General features: G+C 69.5%; 16 protein-coding genes. 2 read left to right on the top strand and 14 right to left on the bottom strand.

The window, feature by feature from the left end; genetic code table 11:
• Positions 1–82: 82 nt before the first annotated feature.
• Positions 83–904 (top strand): hypothetical protein, encoded by an 822-nt coding sequence (locus tag AC0IY1_RS14455; protein ID WP_471770363.1) that lies wholly within the window; start codon positions 83–85, stop codon positions 902–904.
• A gap of 36 nt (positions 905–940) precedes the next feature.
• On the opposite strand, the gene AC0IY1_RS14450 is transcribed toward AC0IY1_RS14455, so the two are convergent.
• The 14 genes from AC0IY1_RS14450 to rpsT all read right to left on the bottom strand — a co-directional run bounded on the left by AC0IY1_RS14450 (position 941) and on the right by rpsT (position 15,867).
• Positions 941–1,156: a hypothetical protein gene (locus AC0IY1_RS14450; RefSeq protein WP_055953631.1), complete on the bottom strand. Its 216-nt coding sequence runs from the start codon at positions 1,154–1,156 to the stop codon at positions 941–943.
• A 168-nt stretch (positions 1,157–1,324) separates the two neighbouring features.
• On the bottom strand, positions 1,325–2,212 hold the full coding sequence (locus AC0IY1_RS14445) for an SMP-30/gluconolactonase/LRE family protein (RefSeq protein WP_471770361.1): 888 nt from the start codon (positions 2,210–2,212) through the stop codon (positions 1,325–1,327).
• Positions 2,213–2,283: 71 nt separating this feature from the next.
• Entirely contained in the window at positions 2,284–3,183 is a 900-nt protein-coding gene (locus AC0IY1_RS14440; protein ID WP_471770359.1) for an NAD(P)/FAD-dependent oxidoreductase, read from the bottom strand.
• Between the two features lie 133 nt (positions 3,184–3,316).
• Positions 3,317–3,658 carry a Grx4 family monothiol glutaredoxin gene (gene grxD, locus AC0IY1_RS14435; protein WP_055951908.1) on the bottom strand — a complete coding sequence of 114 codons (342 nt, stop codon included), beginning with the start codon at positions 3,656–3,658 and terminating at the stop codon, positions 3,317–3,319.
• A gap of 30 nt (positions 3,659–3,688) precedes the next feature.
• Positions 3,689–4,195 carry a DUF29 domain-containing protein gene (locus AC0IY1_RS14430; protein ID WP_471770357.1) on the bottom strand — a complete coding sequence of 169 codons (507 nt, stop codon included), beginning with the start codon at positions 4,193–4,195 and terminating at the stop codon, positions 3,689–3,691.
• 22 nt (positions 4,196–4,217) lie between these two features.
• Positions 4,218–4,454 (bottom strand): BolA family protein, encoded by a 237-nt coding sequence (locus AC0IY1_RS14425; RefSeq protein ID WP_056095688.1) that lies wholly within the window; start codon positions 4,452–4,454, stop codon positions 4,218–4,220.
• A gap of 33 nt (positions 4,455–4,487) precedes the next feature.
• Positions 4,488–6,713, bottom strand: coding sequence for a phosphoribosylformylglycinamidine synthase subunit PurL (gene purL / locus AC0IY1_RS14420; protein ID WP_055951918.1), 2,226 nt, complete (start codon positions 6,711–6,713; stop codon positions 4,488–4,490).
• 110 nt (positions 6,714–6,823) lie between these two features.
• Positions 6,824–7,987, bottom strand: a complete 1,164-nt coding sequence (locus AC0IY1_RS14415) for a hydrolase (protein WP_471770355.1) — start codon at positions 7,985–7,987, stop codon at positions 6,824–6,826.
• Positions 7,988–8,160: 173 nt separating this feature from the next.
• Complete coding sequence (gene recQ, locus AC0IY1_RS14410; RefSeq protein WP_471770354.1) at positions 8,161–10,011, bottom strand: DNA helicase RecQ; 1,851 nt, start codon at positions 10,009–10,011, stop codon at positions 8,161–8,163.
• 370 nt (positions 10,012–10,381) lie between these two features.
• Positions 10,382–10,993 (bottom strand): LysE family translocator, encoded by a 612-nt coding sequence (locus AC0IY1_RS14405; protein ID WP_471770352.1) that lies wholly within the window; start codon positions 10,991–10,993, stop codon positions 10,382–10,384.
• 14 nt (positions 10,994–11,007) lie between these two features.
• Positions 11,008–12,135, bottom strand: coding sequence for a DNA replication/repair protein RecF (gene recF / locus AC0IY1_RS14400; protein WP_055951931.1), 1,128 nt, complete (start codon positions 12,133–12,135; stop codon positions 11,008–11,010).
• 61 nt (positions 12,136–12,196) lie between these two features.
• On the bottom strand, positions 12,197–13,318 hold the full coding sequence (dnaN, locus tag AC0IY1_RS14395; RefSeq protein ID WP_471770350.1) for a DNA polymerase III subunit beta: 1,122 nt from the start codon (positions 13,316–13,318) through the stop codon (positions 12,197–12,199).
• Between the two features lie 189 nt (positions 13,319–13,507).
• Positions 13,508–15,022 (bottom strand): chromosomal replication initiator protein DnaA, encoded by a 1,515-nt coding sequence (dnaA, locus tag AC0IY1_RS14390; RefSeq protein WP_471770442.1) that lies wholly within the window; start codon positions 15,020–15,022, stop codon positions 13,508–13,510.
• Positions 15,023–15,600: 578 nt separating this feature from the next.
• On the bottom strand, positions 15,601–15,867 hold the full coding sequence (gene rpsT / locus AC0IY1_RS14385; RefSeq protein ID WP_055951936.1) for a 30S ribosomal protein S20: 267 nt from the start codon (positions 15,865–15,867) through the stop codon (positions 15,601–15,603).
• Between the two features lie 242 nt (positions 15,868–16,109).
• Here rpsT and speB point away from each other — a divergent pair, with 242 nt between their 5' ends.
• Positions 16,110–17,114, top strand: coding sequence for an agmatinase (gene speB, locus AC0IY1_RS14380; RefSeq protein WP_471770348.1), 1,005 nt, complete (start codon positions 16,110–16,112; stop codon positions 17,112–17,114).
• Positions 17,115–17,120: the final 6 nt, after the last annotated feature.

Raw genomic sequence — 17,120 nt, 5'->3', positions numbered from 1 at the left:
GGGACTGACCGAAGACAGGGTAACGGTTTCGTAAAGAAACAGCCTTAACCAATGCTTCCTGCCCCATCAGGAAGCATTGGTCATGACGGATAAGGTCCTCGCGGCGTCGGCGGATGCCTCGCCCGAAACCCTGCTCAAGCAGGCGATTCTCGGGGCCCGCGCCTCGGCCGGGAAGGCCGCCGCGCCGTCGGTCGCCGAAAGCGCGTCCTGGACCGCGAGGCTCCGTGCCGAGCCACGCATCCTGGCGATTGCCGCTGCAAGTTTGGGCCTCGGTGCACTCGTGGGCGCCGGCGCGATGAGCCTGGCGGCCCCGCGCGCGACGGACGGTCACGAGACCCTGGCGCAGATCCGTCATCAGATCGAAATCGGCCGCACCGAATCCGACCGTCAGGTCGAGCGCTTGGCCAAGGGGCTCGCGCAACTCCAGGACACCGCCGAGGCCGCCCGCACGGAGGCCAAGACGCGTCACACGACTCTCGCGGAGCGTATCGGACGCACCGAGCAGACCCTGGCCACGAAGCTCGCTGCCACCGGCGACCGTCTCGAGCAGGCTGAGAAGGACCAGAGCGCCCGCCTCGCGGCACTGACCGTGCAGATCGAGAAGCGCGCCGCGGCCCCGGCACCGGTGCCCGTCGTCGCGCCGCAGGCCGCCAAGCCTGCCGCCCCCGAGCCCACCGAGACGGGCGCGATTCCGGACAAACCGAAGCCGTCACCGGCCGAAGGCTGGGCCGTGCGCGAGGTCTATGATGGCGTGGCGGTCCTGGAGGATCGCAAGAGGCGGCTCGTCGAGGTCGGTCCCGGCGACACCGTTCCGGGTGTCGGACGCATCGAGAGTATCGAGCGGCGCGGCAAGACCTGGGTCGTCGTCACCAAGCAGGGAACCATCACGCCGCAGACGTGGTGATGCCCGAACGACTGCGATGCCTCTGGCGCGTCCCGTTCAGGACGCCTGGGCTTCGATCTCGGTCTCGGGATGCCGAACCGGGAAGCGCGGCTCGACCGTCAGCGGGTCCGCCATCATCGAACCGCGTGCGGCGCGATTGCGACCGTGCGTCAGGGCGCGCGTCTGCGCCTCCGCCGACGGGTGCAGGATCGACGTCAGGAAGGCGAAGCCTTCGAAGTCGGAATCTAGGTTCTTGGCTTCGAACACTGGCATGGCGGTCACCGGACCCGAGGTCCTGAATGGCCCCCGGAGGGGGCCGCAGGACCCGTCATTGGCAGATAATGTGGACAACGGCAATAAGTTCCAAAAGGGCGCGATTATTTACCGTTAATTCACCTCTGCCCCCCGTCGAAGGTTAACTCGGTGCGGAAGCGCACCTGATTACAGTGTTCGCGCATCCCGATAGATCGCCGCCGGCAGGCCCGCGATGTCGGTCTCGACGGCCAGAAGATGCCCGGCCATCGGGTCCGCGGCGGGGTCACGCCCGCGCAGGGCGGTCGTCACGTACAGGGTGGTCAGGTCCGGTCCGCCGAAGGCGCACTTGGTCACGAGTTCGGTGGGCACCGGCACGACGCGCTCGATCGCCCCCGCCGGGTCGAAGCGGGTGATGCGCGAACCGCCGTAGTGGCAGACCCAGAGGTACCCCGCGGCATCCACCGTCAGACCGTCCGGCTTGCCCCAATCGGCTTCGAAGACCGCGAAGGGCCGTGCCGGTCCGATGCGGTCTTCCGCGATGGAATGGACCCGGATGACCCCCTCGGCGGTGTCCGCGGTGTAGATCCGGCTGCCGTCGGCCGTGACCACCGGACCATTCGAGACCGCGACGCGACCGCCGAAGGCATCGAGGCGCCCGCCGTGCCAGCGGTGGAAGGTCCCGGTGGGCTCCGCCTCCGCATCGTCCATGGTGCTGAAGTAGAGGGCGCCGTCCGGCCCGACATGGCCGCTGTTGAGCCGGTTGCCCGCGTGATGATCGTCGGGCGTCACCAGCGGTGTCCGCCGGCCGCTCTCCAGATGGAGCAGCACGACCCCGGATTCGAAACCGGCGAGCACGGTGTCGGGATCTTCGGTGAGGAGAGCGAAGCCCAGCTTCTCGTCCTGCGGATAATGCCGGGTCGTCCCGCTCGCGGGATGGTGGCGCCAGATCGTCGGGGTCTCGACATCCACCCAGGTGAGCGTGTCCGAGCGCGCATCCCAGGTCGCCTCCTCGCCGAGTTCGCAGCGGCAGGCAACGGCGACGCGGGGCGTATGCGGGTGGACGCGCAGGGTCATCGTGTCGGGCTCCGGGCTCGGCAGGGGGGCTTGTAGAGGTCGGGGGCGGTACGTCACTCCGGCGCCGTCGGTCAGGCGACGTCCTCGCGCAGGAGTTCGGTGTTCACTGCGAAGGCCGCCATGGCGCCCTCGGCGGCGGCCACGACGGCGAATTGCACCCGGCGGGAGGCGTCCCCGGCGACGAACAGGCCGGGCACGTTGGTGGTCTCGTACTCGCCGGTCGGCACCACGCCCTTTCGGGTGAGGTCGCAGCCGAGCTGCGTGATGAGCGCGGACGGCTCGCACGGCATCGGCATCAGGAACACGGCGTGGCAGGGCAAGCTCGTCCCGTCCGCGAAGGTGAGGCGCTGCGGCTGGCGCCCATCCCCCTCCAGGCGCCGGATCGGTGTCTCGACGATGCGGACACCGTGGCGGGCCAGGCGCGCGCGATCGCGGTCGGAGAGCGTGGTCGGCTGAGCATCGGTACAGAGGGTGACGTCGTCGCTCCAGACGGTCACCTCGAGGGCCATGCCCTTGGCCGCGTCGCCGTGAGCGTAGACGACGAGGGGCCGGTCCCGATTCTCGTAGCCGTCGCAATAGGGGCAGGAATGGACGCCGTGGCCCCAGTAGTGGTCGAAGCCCTCCACCGAGGGCAGGGCCTGGTGCAGGCCCGTCGCCAGGACCAGCTTGCGCGTCGTCTCGTGGGTGCCGTCGGCGAGGATGACCGAGAAGCCGTCGTCTTGGCCCCGGGCCTCGGTGACCTTGATTGTCCGGCGCTCCACCGTCGGGTAGCGCGCCAGATCGGCCTCGGCCTGCGCGCGCAGTTCCAGGGGCGGCGTGCCGTCCCGGGTGAAGACGCCCCAGCTCCGCGGCGTGACCGCGTTGCGCGGGTGGCCGGCATCGCAGAGGAGAACGTCGCGGCGGCAGCGGCCGAGGATGAGTGCCGCGTTGAGGCCTGCCGGGCCGCCACCGACGATGATGACGTCGCGCATGTCGTGCCGCTCCCCGGTCTGACCTGTCCGAAACTCAACGGCCGGACCCGGGGGGATGTTCGGTTCTTCGCCTCTTCGGACAGGAAAAAGGGCGCTCGCGCGCCCTGATTCCGTCCCGCAGGCGTGACGCGCCTCAGGCGGCGGTCGGCGCCTTCACGGGAATGCCCTTCTCGGACAGGAACTGGTGCAGCTCGCCCGACTGGAACATCTCGCGGGTGATGTCGCAGCCGCCAACGAACTCGCCCTTCACGTAGATCTGCGGAATCGTCGGCCAGTTGGAGAAGGCCTTGATGCCGTCGCGGATCGCCATGTCGTCGAGGACGTTCACGCCCTTGAACGGCACTTCCAGGTAGTTGAGGATCTGCACGACCTGGCCCGAGAAGCCGCACATCGGGAATTGCGGCGTGCCCTTCATGAAGACGACCACGTCCTGGGACTTGATCTCGTTCTCGATCGCGGTGTTGACGTCGCTCATGGTGTCGGTCCTCTGAGATGTGATGCTGATCTAATGATGGTCGGTCGGCCTGTTCAAGGTCGCGGCCAAGCGTTCGAGCGCCCAATCCATCGTGAAGCTCTCGGCGACGAGTTCGTCCGGGGTGAACGGCATCCTGTCGGGCAAGCCCGCGACGAGATGATCGTCGTACATCTGGAGCGACGCTTCCGCCTGGAGGCGGGCGGTCTTCCAGATCCAATCCCAATCGATCCGTCGTCGCATGCCCGGCGCGTAGGCCCGGCGTGCGGCGGCATGGAATGCGATCACCTCGACCCGCCACGATCGGGTCGACTGCGCACGCGGCGCGGACATGTATTTCAGGACATGGATGAGGGTTTGAAGGAGTTGCTGCTCCACGGCGCTGATCTGGGACCGGCCCACGCTCTCGATCTCCTCGGCCACGTTCTCCCAATCGAGGATGTTCGAGAGGTCCGGCCGGCAAGCGAGGGCGCGCAGGGTCGAGGCCTGCTGCTCGGCCCAGGTCACGATGTCGTCGTCGTAGAGGCTCGGCTGGTCCATGCGATCCGCCTCCGCGGAGGCCTCAATCCTGCGGGACGCCGGTGGTGAGCGCAAGCGCGTGCAGCACGCCCCCCATCCGACCCTGGAGCGCGCCGTAGACCATCTGGTGCTGGGCGACCCGGGTCTTTCCCTTGAACGCCGCGGACAGCACCGTGGCGGCATAATGATCGCCGTCCCCGGCCAGATCCTTGATCTCGATCCGGGCGTCGGGCAGCGCCTCTCGGATCATCGCCTCGATCTCGCGCGCATCCATCGGCATCGGGTTGGCTCCTGACGATCGGGAAGGGGGGCTTCAGGCCGGGACGCCGGCCGGCTGGCTCGCCATGTAGGCCGGCAGCCAGCCCTCATGGGTCTCGCGCAATTCGGCCACCGATATGGTCTCGCCCTGCGGCAGGGTCAAATGGTCGTTGCCCGTCACGCCGATCACCGCTGCCGGGATGCCCTGGGCGGAGGCGCTGTAGAGCAGGTCCGGCGCGGTCTCGGGGTCGACCGCCAGCAGGTAGCGGGCCTGATCCTCGCCGAAGAGGTAGGCGTGGGTCGGCACCCCCTGGGGCACCTCGGGAAGGGCCGCGCCGATCCCACCCGCCATCGCCATCTCGGCCAGCGCCACGGCGAGGCCGCCGTCCGACAGGTCGTGGACGGTGTCGACGAGGCCGGACGTGATGAGCCCGCGGACGAAGTCGCCGTTGCGGCGCTCGACCGCCAGATCCACCGGGGGCGGAGCCCCGTCCTCGCGCCCGGCGATCACCGACAGGTAGACCGACTGCCCGAGCCAGCCGGCGGTCTCGCCGATCAGGACGAGGACGTCGCCGGCGCGCTTGAAGTTCAGCGTGGCGTGGCGCGTCACGTCGTCGAGCACGCCGACGCCGCCGATGGTGGGGGTGGGCAGGATGCCGACGCCGTTGGTCTCGTTGTAGAGCGAGACGTTCCCCGAGACGACGGGAAAGTCGAGGGCCTTGCAGGCCTCGCCGATGCCCTTGAGGCAGCCAACGAGCTGGCCCATCACCTCGGGCTTCTCCGGGTTGCCGAAGTTGAGGTTGTCTGTGATGGCGAGGGGCCGTCCACCGACCGCGGTGATGTTGCGCCAGGCCTCGGCCACGGCCTGCTTGCCGCCCTCCACCGGATCGGCCTCGCAGTAGCGCGGGGTGACGTCGGCCGTCATGGCGAGCCCGCGCGGGCCGTCCTCGACCCGCACGATGGCGGCGTCGCCGCCCGGCTTCTGCACGGTGTTGCCGCCGATGAAGTGGTCGTACTGCTCGTAGACCCAGCGCTTCGACGAGAGGTCGGGCGAGCCCACGAGGCGCTTCAGCGCCTCGGCGCTACCCACGGTCTCGGGCACGTCGGCGGCGGCGAGCACCGGCTGGTGCGTGTTGGCGATGTGAGGCCGGTCGTAGAGGGGCGCCTCGTCGCCGAGCTCCTTGATCGGCAGATCGGCCATGACGACGCCGTCATGCTTCACGACGAAGCGGAGCGTGTCGGTGGTGTGCCCGATGATCGCGAAGTCGAGGCCCCACTTCACGAAGATCGCCTCGGCCTCGGCCTCCATGCCGGGCTTGAGCACCATGAGCATGCGCTCTTGGCTCTCGGAGAGCATCATCTCGTAGGCGGTCATGCCGGCTTCGCGGGCGGGCACCTTCTCGATGTGGAGCTCGACGCCGAGGTCGCCCTTGGCGCCCATCTCGACGGCCGAGCAGGTGAGGCCGGCGGCGCCCATGTCCTGGATCGCGATCACGGCACCCGAGGCCATCAGCTCGAGGCAGGCCTCCAGCAGCAGCTTCTCGGCGAAGGGGTCGCCGACCTGCACGGTGGGGCGCTTCGACTCGGAGGCGTCGTCGAACTCGGCCGACGCCATGGTGGCACCGTGGATGCCGTCGCGGCCGGTCTTGGAGCCGAGATAGACGATCGGATTGCCCACGCCCGTGGCGGCCGCGTAGAAGATCCCGTCGGTGCGGGCGAGGCCCACCGCCATGGCGTTGACGAGGATGTTGCCGTCGTAGCGCGGGTGGAAGCCCATGGCGCCGCCCACCGTCGGCACGCCGAAGGAATTGCCGTAACCGCCGATGCCCGCGACCACCCCGGAGACGAGGTGGCGGGTGCGCGGATGGTCCGGTGAGCCGAAGCGAAGCGCGTTCAGGGCCGCGATCGGGCGCGCGCCCATCGTGAAGACGTCGCGCAGGATGCCGCCGACGCCGGTCGTCGCGCCCTGGTAGGGCTCGATGAAGCTCGGGTGGTTGTGGCTTTCCATCTTGAAGACGCAGGCGAGCCCGTCACCGATATCGATGACGCCGGCATTCTCGCCGGGTCCCTGGATCACCCAGGGTGCCGAGGTCGGCAGGCCGCGCAGGTGCTTGCGGGAGGACTTGTAGGAGCAGTGCTCGTTCCACATCGCCGAGACGATGCCGAGCTCGGTCAGGGTCGGGTCGCGCCCGATCAAGCCACGGAAGCGCTCGAACTCGTCCGGCGTCAGGCCGTGCTGGCGGACCAGTTCGGGGGTGATCGGAACATCGTTGCGGAACATGCGACCCTCTCGGCACGGCCCCCGTCCGGGTCCGGCCGTGCGTGACGGCTCTAAAGCGGAACGCCGCGCCCTGGCAACACGCGATCGTGGATCGAGCCCGATCCGGGGCCCTAATCCTCCGGGCTTTCGGCGATGAAACGCCCTTTGGGCTGCTCCGTCACGTCCCGCCAGCGCCGGATCAGGGCGTGGACGGGTTCGGCACCGGCCACGAAGGCGACGTAGTCGAAGGCCTCCGGGTCGCGGCTCGACATCAGAAGCTGGAAGTGCATCCGGAACAGGTTCCATTTGCGCCGGGCGATGATGCGCTTCTCGATCAGGTCCTCGATCCGGACGTGAATCGCGACCGGGCGATGGACGAGGGGCGCCGGCAGCTTCGAGGCGCTGAGCGGATTGCGCTGGTGCACCGAGAGCCAGTCCCACTTGGCCCGGACGTCGAGCCAGCGGATCGCGTCGCTCGCCGCCACGCGGGCCAGGGCGCCGCGGGTCTCCGTGGCGCGGGGATCGAGGGTGATCCACGGGATGACGCTGCCGATGCTCACGAAGGAGACCGGCGTGCCGCGCCGGCCGAATTCGGGATCGGCCACGAGTACCCGGTCGAGGGCCTCGAGCCCGAGGAAGCTCGACGAGGAATGGCCGATCACCACGATCTCGGACACCTGGCCCTCGGCGCCCCGGATGATCGACGCGAAGGCGTCGAGTCGGGCGCGCATCCGGGTGTCGGCGCCGCTGGCGTGATCGTGGGTGAAGGCGGTGTCGTCGACGAGGTGGGCCACGTAGAACGGCTTGCCGCGGGTCGCCCGCATGAGCAGCGCCAGGATTCCGTAGGCCAGCACGGGCACCGCCAGGATCTTCCAGAACCCGGACAGGCCGGGCACCAAGTCGACGGCCGCCGCCGCGACGCCGAGGCTCAGCACGACCAGGAACAGGTAGATCAGGTGGACCCCGAGGATGACCCGGGCGAAGCGCCGGGCCTCACGCCGGAAGGGACGGAGGTAGCCGGAGCGGATCAGGCGCCACCACAGGGCCGGCACCTCGAACAGGCGGCGGCCGTTGGCGCGGGGGAACCGGGCCGCGACGATGTCGTCCCAGCGCAGCAGCGTGTAGTGCGTCGTGTGTCCGTCGAGGTCGACGCGCCAGTCGACGGCGAGCCCGTCCGCGCTCCGCTTCGGATCGCCGACCGTGATCGCCATTCCGCGCCGGACGGCCGTCAGCCGGGCTTCCCGCCGGAACAGACCCCAATAGGTCTCGGGTTCGCGGGGATCGAAGCCCGGCATGTAGAAGACCTGACGGGCGGCCGGAGCGGGCGGATCTGAGGGCGTGATGATGGGGACCCGTCCAATTCGAAGCTGGCGGCCGCTGGCCGCGCCCGTCCCTACACGATGGCGATCCGGATAGACGAGTGCGAAAGCGCATCAGGGCGGCGACGGCGCGGCCGTCACGGTACGCCCTACCGGACGGCCGGCGCGTGGGACAGGAAATCGGCCACCGCCGCGACGAAGCGTTCGCCGTAGGCCTCGCGCTTGCGCTCGCCGACGCCGTGGACGGTGCGCAGGGCGTAGAGGTCGACGGGCTTGGTGCGGGCCATCTCGATCAGGGTCCGGTCGGGGAACACCATGAAGGCGGCAATGCCCTCGGCCCGGGCGATGGTGGCCCGCAGGCCGCGCAGGTGCTGGAACAGGGCCTCGGTGGCGGGATCGAGGTCGAGGCTCGCGTCCTCGCGGGCGGCTCCGCGCTTCCGATCGCGCGACTCGGCCACCTTCGGCTCGGGGTCGGGGCGCATCTGGATGGCCTCGCGGCCGAACAGGATCGCCTCACCCTTGTCCGTGAGCGAGAGCCCCCCGAACCCGTCGCCATTCTCGGTCACGGCCCCGGCGGCGAAGAGCTGGCGCAGCATCGCGCGCCAGGCGGCGATGGGCTTGTCGGCGCCGACTCCGAAGGTCTTCAGCGCCGTGTGTCCGTTGCGTCGAATCGGGTCGGATTCCTTCCCGTGCACCACGTCGCAGACATAGGCCGCGCCGAAGCGCTGGCCGGTGCGCACGATGGCCGAGAGCAGCTTTTGGGCCGGCACCGTCGCGTCGATGAGCGAGACGCCGCTGCGGCAGAGATCGCAGCGGCCGCAGGGCTCGCTCGCCTCGCCGAAATACCCGAGCAGGGACTGGCGCCGGCAGGTCGCGCCCTCGCAGAGGGCGATCATCGCTTCCAGCTTGCGCCGTTCCACGCGCCGGCGCTCGTCCGGCACCTCCTTCTCGTCGATCTGGCGACGGCGCAGGGCCATGTCGTCGAGACCGTAGATGGTCAGGGTGTCGGCGGGCAGGCCGTCGCGGCCGGCGCGGCCGATCTCCTGGTAGTAGCCTTCGACGTTGGAGGGCATGTCGGCGTGGCAGACGAAGCGCACGTCGGGCTTGTTGATGCCCATGCCGAAGGCGACGGTGGCGGTCATCACGACACCGTCCTCCTGCAGGAAGGTGTCCTGGTTCCGCATCCGCGTGCCCTGGTCGAGACCGGCATGGTAGGGCAGGGCGTTGAAGCCGTCCTTGGCCAGCGTCTCGGCCAGTTGCTCGGTGCGCTTGCGCGACGAGCAGTAGATGATCCCGCTCTCGGCGCGGCGGTGGCGCAGGAACCGCTCGATCTGGCGGGTCGGGTTGTCCTTCGGCGTGAAGGTCAGGCGGATGTTCGGCCTGTCGAAGGAATGGACGAAGGCCTTGAGCTCGCGGCCCGCCGGGAACAGCCGCTCGGTGATGTCGGCCCGGGTCGCCTTGTCGGCGGTGGCGGTGAGCGCCACGGTCTGGACGTTGCCGAGGGCTTCGCGGGCCCGGGCGAGATCCCGGTATTCCGGCCGGAAGTCGTGACCCCACTGCGAGACGCAGTGGGCCTCGTCCACGGCAAGCCGCCGCACGCCGGCGCCCCGCAGGGCATCCATTAGGCCCTCCATCATCAGGCGCTCGGGCGAGACGAAGAGCAGGCGCAGGTCGCCGGACCGGATCTGCCGCCAGGTCTCGCGGGCGGTCGCCTCCGCCACCGAGGAGTTCAGGGTCGCGGCGGCGACGCCGAAGCCGAGCATCTGCTGCACCTGATCGTGCATCAGCGCGATGAGGGGCGAGACCACCACCGTCAGCGAGGATTCCACCAGGGCCGGCAGCTGGTAGGTCATCGACTTGCCGGAGCCGGTGGGCATCACGGCGAAGACGTCGGTCCCGTCGAGGACGGCGCCGATCACCTCATCCTGGCCGGGCCGGAAATCGTCATAGCCGAAGGTGGTCTTCAACGCGGCGCGAGCCTCGTCGAGGCGGCTTGTCATGGGCATCCTGGCCTGGCGGTGAACGGACGGGCGGGCGGCTTAGGGCCCCGGTGTGTCGGCAATACGCTCGCCGCGCCGAACCGGGCGGCGGGCCTTTCCGGGGATCGGCTTAACGCCTCTGGCCATCCGAAGCGAGGAGGTCAATCACCTTGCGATCAAGCTGGCGGCGCGGGCCAAGGTCGGCACGTCCGAGACGGTGCGGCGGGCGCTGGTGCACGGGATCGCGCGGGCGCCGGCCGTCGCTGAGATTCGCCTAATCCGAGCAGGTCCAATCCAAGCCGTACGCGGCCCGGCACCAAGCATCGCTCCGGGTGATGGCGGATTCATGAAGGGGACATCGGCCGATATCTCGTCGGCGCTGGCTCGATCCTTATCGAAGGGCGATCGCGACCGCGGCACCCGCCATGACGGTCGCGGAGCCGCGGTTCATCCGACGGCGGGCTTGGCACGAAGTGAAGGTCCGGCGGGCGCGGTCGGCCGCGAGAACGTAGAGGGTCAGTACCGTCGCGAGCACCGAGATCAGGATGACCGCCATCGTCGCAAGGCCGAGCACCGAGAGATGCGGCAGATCGACGACGCTCGGGAGAAGCGCGAGGAAAAACAAGATCACCTTCGGATTTCCCAGGGTCATCGCCAGCCCGCCGAGGAACGTGCGCAGGGCATCCTGGCACGGGGAGGCGACCGGCAGGGCCGCGTCCACAGGGGCGTTCCAGGTCCTCCAGGCCAGGAAGACGAGGTAGAGGACGCCGCCGACCTTCAGGGCCACGAAGACGGGTGCGAAAGTTTGGGCCAGGAGCGCGAAGCCGCCGCCCGCGATGGTGAACCAAGTCAGGTCGCCGACGACCATCCCGAGGACGAAGCCGAGGATGCCGCGGGTGCCCGAGGTCATCACCCGGGCTACGAGGGCAGCGATTCCTGGCCCGGGCGAGGCCACAGCGCCAGCATAGATCAGCGCGAAGAGGAGGAGGCTCGAAAGAGGCATCGCAGCGCCGCGAATCAATCCCGGGCGATCCGCCCGTCCGCGACCTTGACCATATCCGCCCGCCCGTCCAGCTCGCCGAACAGGGCCGGGTCGGCCCCCGTCATCCAGACCTGTCCCTGAAGGGCTTCGAGGGCATCGAAGAGGCCGGCGCGCCGGCGCGGATCGAGATGGGCCGCGACCTCGTCGAGCAGGATCACCGGAGCCAGACCGCTCATGGCTTGAACCAGGCGGGCATGGGCGAGCACGAGGCCGATGAGAAGCGCCTTCTGCTCGCCGGTGGAGGCGGTGGCGGCGGGAACGTCCTTCGGCCCGTGGCGGACCACGAGGTCGCTGGTCTGCGGCCCGCTGAGGGTGCGCCCGGCGGCGCGGTCGCGGCTGCGGCCCTGACGCAGGGCCATGCGGAAGCGGTCCTCGGCCTCGATCGCGGGCCAGACCGCCACGAGGTCGTCGAGGTCGCCCTCCAGGCGCAGTCCGGCCCAGGGAAAGGGCTGGGTATCGTCGCGGGTCTCGGCGATCAGCCGATCCAGGCGCTCCGCGGTCTCGCGCCGGGCCAGCGCGACGGCGACGCCGAGTTCGGCCACCTCGCGCTCGATCGCGTCGAGCCACTGGCCATCGTTGGGCCGCTCGTCGAGCAGCCGGTTGCGCGAGCGCAGGGCGCGCTCCATCGCGTTGACGCGGGCGCCGTGGCTCGCATCCACCGCGAGAACGAGGCGGTCGAGGAAGCGGCGTCGCTCGCCGGCGGGACCGCGGAACAGGCCGTCCAGGTCCGGGGTCAGCCAGACCACCCGCAGGAATTCCGAGAAGGCCACGGGGGAGGGCGCGGGGGCGCCGTCGATCCGGCAGAGGCGGGCGGCGCGTCCGTCGAAGCCGGGCGGCTCGTAGCCGGTGCCGATCCGGTGCTCGGTCTCCTCCCCCGCCAGGGTCATCGAGACGGCGAAGCCGCCGGGGCCGCCGCTGCGCGGCATCGCGGCGAGGTCGGCCCGACGCAGGCCGCGGCCCGGCGAGAACAGCGAGATCGCTTCGAGGAGGTTGGTCTTGCCGGCCCCGTTCTCGCCGACCAGGGCGACGAAGCGGCGGTCGACCGCGAGGTCGAGGTCGGCGTGGTTGCGGAAGTCGCGACAGATCAGACGGGTGAGGCGCACCCGTCAGGCCTTAGCCGATCGGCCCGGGCCTGTCTCGCGCCGCGAGGGCGCGATGCACCGATCAGACCCGCATCGGCATCAGGACGTAGAGGGCGGCCGCGCCCTCGCGATCCTGGATCAGGGTCGGCGAACCCGGATCGGCGAGCTTGAACAGGGCGGTGTCGCCCTCGAGCTGGCTCGTGATGTCGAGGAGGTAGCGGGCGTTGAAGCCAATATCGAGGGCCGGCGCGTCGTAACCGACGTCGAGCTCCTCGGTCGCGCTGCCGGAATCCGGGTTGTTGACCGAGAGGGCGAGGCGGCCTTCCTGGACGGCCAGCTTCACGGCCCGTCCGCGCTCCGAGGAGATCGTCGAGACGCGGTCGACGGCCTTGGCGAAGACGTCGCGCTCGACCGTGAGGAACTTGTCGTTCCCGGAGGGGATGACGCGCTGGTAATCCGGGAAGGTGCCGTCGATCAGCTTCGAGATCAGCACCACGCCGCTGGCGAACTTGAAGCGGATCTTGGCCGGCGACAGGTCGATCTCGACGCTCTCGCCGCCATCCTCCACCAGCTTGATGATCTCGGAGACCGCCTTGCGGGGCACAATGATGCCCGGCATGTCGCGGCTGCCCTCGGGCGCCTCGATCTCCACCCGCGCCAGGCGGTGGCCATCGGTGGCGACGCCGCGCATGCGCAGCGCGCCCTCCACCTCGATGGTGTGGAGGTAGATGCCGTTGAGGTAGTAGCGCGTCTCTTCGGTCGAGATCGCGAACTGCGTCTTCTCGATCAGGCGCTTGAGGTCGGAGGCCGCGATCACGAAGTGGGTCGGCAACTCGCCGGCCGCGAGGTCGGGGAAATCGCCCTCGGGCAAGGCACCGAGGGAGAAGCGCGAGCGGCCGGAGCGGATCGTCATCTGCCCGGTCTCGCCGCTGGTCTCCAGGGAGACCTGGGCGCCGTCGGGCAGCTTGCGGACGATGTCGTAGATGACGTGCGCGGGCACCGTGGTGGCGCCGGCATCGACCACCTCGGCCGGGATCGTCTCCGTCACCTCGATGTCGAGGTCAGTCGCCTTCAGCTCAAGGCCGTCGGCATGGCAGCGCAGGAGCACGTTGGAGAGGATCGGGATCGTATTCCGCCGCTCCACCACGCGGTGCACGTGGCCGAGCGACCGAAGAAGGGCCGCACGCTCGACAGTGACTCTCATGGTCTGAACTCGTGGTCTCTCATCGGGCGCCGCCGGGAGGTGCGCGTTCGACGCGCTCCGGCCCTGCGGGCACCCTGGCACCGTGGCCGCTGAACTTGGCGAAGCCTCCCGGGGAACGCAAGTGCGAGAGGCCGGCTATCCCGTAGAGGATTCGGGGCGTCGCGGCACATCGCGACGCCCCGGGGACCATCAATCCTGGAGCATGCGCTTCAGGAGCTCGACCTCGTCGTTCAGCACGTTGTCCTCGCCGATCAGCTTGTCGATCTTACGCACGGCGTGCAGCACCGTGGTGTGATCGCGCCCGCCGAAGCGGCGGCCGATCTCGGGCAAGGAGCGCAGGGTGAGCACCTTCGAGAGGTACATCGCGATCTGGCGCGGCTTGACCACCGCGGCGGTGCGCCGCTCGGACAGGATGTCGGAGCGCGAGACGTTGTAGCGCGAGGCCACCAGCTTCTGGATGTCCTCGATCTTGATGCGCTTGGGCTCGCGGTTCTTGACGAGATCGCGGATCGCGGTCTCGGCGGTCTCCATGGTCACCGCCGTGCCGGTGAGGGTGGCGTGGGCCAGGAGCCGGTTCACGGCGCCCTCGAGGTCGCGGCCATTGGCCGTGATCGCCCGGGCGACGTAGGTGGCCACCGTGGGCGAGACCTCGAAGTTCGGATGCGAGACCTGGACGGCCGCCAGGCGCGCCGACAGGATCGAGGCGCGCAGCTGTTCGTCGAGGCTGCCGATCTCCACCACGAGGCCGCCGGCCAGGCGCGAGCGCACGCGCTCCTCCAGGGCTTCGAGCTCGGTGGGCGGACGGTCCGAGGCGACCACCACCTGGCGGCCGGCATCGATCAGCGCGTTGATGGTGTGGCCGAATTCCGCCTGGATCGACTTGCCCTGGATGAACTGGACGTCGTCGAGGATGAGGAGGTCGATCGCGCGCAGACGTTCCTTGAAGGCGAGCGCGTTCTGGGTCTTCAGGGCGTTGACGAAGCCGTACATGAAGCGGTCGGCGGTGAGATAGATCACCCGGCGGCCGGATTCCCGGGCGGCGTGGCCGATGCCGTGGAGGAGGTGGGTCTTCCCCAGGCCGACGCCGGCATGGAAGTAGAGCGGGTTGTAGAGAGCACCCTGGCCGTCGTGGCGGGCGACGCGCTCGGCCGCGGCATGGGCGAGGGCGTTGGAGCGACCGACGACGAAGCTCGCGAAGGTCAGGCGGTTGTCGAGGGGGGCGCCGTTCAGGTCACCGCCGGCCTCGCCGCGCGGCGCCTGAGCCGACTCGCCCTCGGTGAGGCTCATGGCGTCCCCGTGGGACGGCATTGCCGAGCCGGCGGCCTGGAGGCGGGCGAGGGGGCTCGCGGCGCTGCTCGCCGTCTTCGGAGCGCTGGGGACGGGGCGGGCCGCGGCGGAGGGACCGCGCACCGAGACGTCGAGGCGCGACACCGTCTCGACCTCGCTGCGGAACGTGGTCAGCACCCGGTCGAGGTAGTGGGACTCGATCCAGCTCTTCAGGAATCGGGTGGGCACCGTGAGGCGGGCGGTTCCGTCCAGGACCTCCACCAGTTCGAGGCGGGCGAACCAGCTCGCGAACACGTCCTCGCCCAGTTCCGCCCGCAGGCGGCGCTTCACCCGGGCCCAGGCGGCCACCGTATCGGGACCGCTCACGCCGCTCATGCCCATCTCGGCATTGCCGGACACGCTTCCGTCGACATGCATCATCGCTCTCCTCGTGCCGAGAGCGGAGGGCCGCCACCGGTACGTACGCACACTTGACTGACGTTGCGCCCCGCGAGGCATTCGCGGGACCCATAATACCGGACCAGAGTCAACTGCCTCTGGGGTGGCTTTTGTCGATGAAGCAAGCCTATCAACAATAAGCTACGGTTCTCCTAACAACGGGACTTATGGGGATAGCAAAAATTGCAGCAATTCCGACGCGGGCTTCCGGTCCCGAGTCCAGGCGACGCTCCCACCTTGTGGATGATTCGCCCTGGACTCGGCAGTCTGGGGTATTTGTTGGTTCATCGTGACACATCGTTAAGCTACACTCGCCCTCGACGGGTCGCAACCAAACAGATTTCGATTAGCGTTAACGCCTCGTCACCAGAACTGTCCTGATTCGGGAGTTCAACGCGCGCCATTGGCGAAGTCTCTGTCGCATTCATCTCAACATCCGCGCATCGGCTGCAGAAGACCGTGGTCGAGCACGTCCTGGCTTCGCGGATCGACGGGCCGAAACGAAAAAAGCCCGGCATCGCTGCCGGGCTTTTTCGCGTCTCTTCGGGAAGAGGGATTTAGGCGGCGAGCGCCTTCACCCGCGCGGCGAGGCGCGAGACCTTCCGGGAGGCGTTGTTCTTGTGCACGATGCCGTGCTGAGCGGCCCGCATGATCTCGGGCTCGGCGGCGCGGAGGGCGGTCAGTGCGTTGGACTGATCACCGGCGGCGATGGCCTCCTCGACCTTGCGGACGAAGGTGCGCATACGGCTGCGACGCGAGCGGTTGACCGCGGTGCGCTTCGCAATCTTGCGGGTCATTTTCTTGGCCGACACGGTGTTGGCCATGGGGCATCCTCGTCACGTTTGAGGCGATCGCGACGAGCCCGCGGGCTTGAGTGTCGGTGGATCGCGTGCAGGTTGTTCGGGCAATGGCGAAGCCGACGATCGCGGGGTGCGCGTCCGTCGGCGATGGGGGCTCTATAGCCACGCGTTGCCGATCCGTCAACGGAACGTCATCGTGCCGTCGTCGGTTCGCCGCCGTGGACCCGACAGACGATGGGCCACGCGCGAGCGGAAGAGGAGCGCGGATGCTGAGCGAGGCGGAACGGGCGCGGATCGCGCGGCATCGACCGGCGTCGGGCATGGCGACACCACGATTCTCCGGGGTCGCCAGCTTCATGCGCCTGCCCGTGATCGACCCGTCCGAAGCGCCTGGGCGAATCGATCTCGGCCTCGTCGGCATTCCGTTCGATGGCGCGACCACCAACCGGCCCGGCGCACGGCTCGGTCCGCGCGGGGTGCGCGAGGCCTCCACGGGCACCCGGGCCCGAAACGCCGCCACCGGCGTCGCGCCCTACGACCTCGCGGCCTGCGCCGATCTCGGCGACGTCCCCGTCAATCCCGTCGACGTGGCCGCCACGGCCCGGGCCATCGAGGCCTTTTATCGGCCCCTGGCGGACGCCGGGATCGTGCCGCTCTCGGTCGGAGGCGACCACTTCGTCACCTACCCGGTGCTGCGGGCCCTCGGCGCGGCGCGCCCCGTCGGCCTGATCCACATCGACGCCCATAGCGACACCGATGACGGGCAGTACGACGGTACGCGCCTCACCCACGGCACCCCGTTCCGCCGCGCCATCGAGGACGGCGTCCTCGATCCCCGCCGCATGGTGCAGATCGGCTTGCGCGGCAGCGTCGATTCGGCGGACGAGCTCGATTGGGCCCTGGCCCAGGGCGTCCACATCGTGCCGATGGAGGCGGTGATCGAGCGCGGCCTGCCGGCGGTGCTGGCCGAGGCCCGCGCCGTGGTCGGCACCGCGCCGACCTACCTGAGCTTCGACATCGACGCCCTCGACCCCGCCTACGCTCCCGGCACCGGCACGCCCGAGATGGGCGGCTTCACCGCCCGCGAGGCGCTGCAGATCGTCCGCGGGCTCCGCGGCCTCGACCTGATCGGCGCCGACGTGGTCGAGGTCGCGCCGCCCCTCGATCCCTCCGGGGTGACGGCCCTCGCGGGCGCCACGCTCGCCTTCGAGCTTCTCTGCCTCCCGGCCGAGGCGTTCGTCGCACGCAGAGCGTGTATCGAGCGCAGCTGACACACG

It is taken from the genome of Methylobacterium sp. AC690 (genome assembly GCF_979256535.1).
The sequence above is the reverse complement of the archived record's forward strand: the minus strand, read 5'-3'. Positions and strand labels throughout refer to the sequence as shown.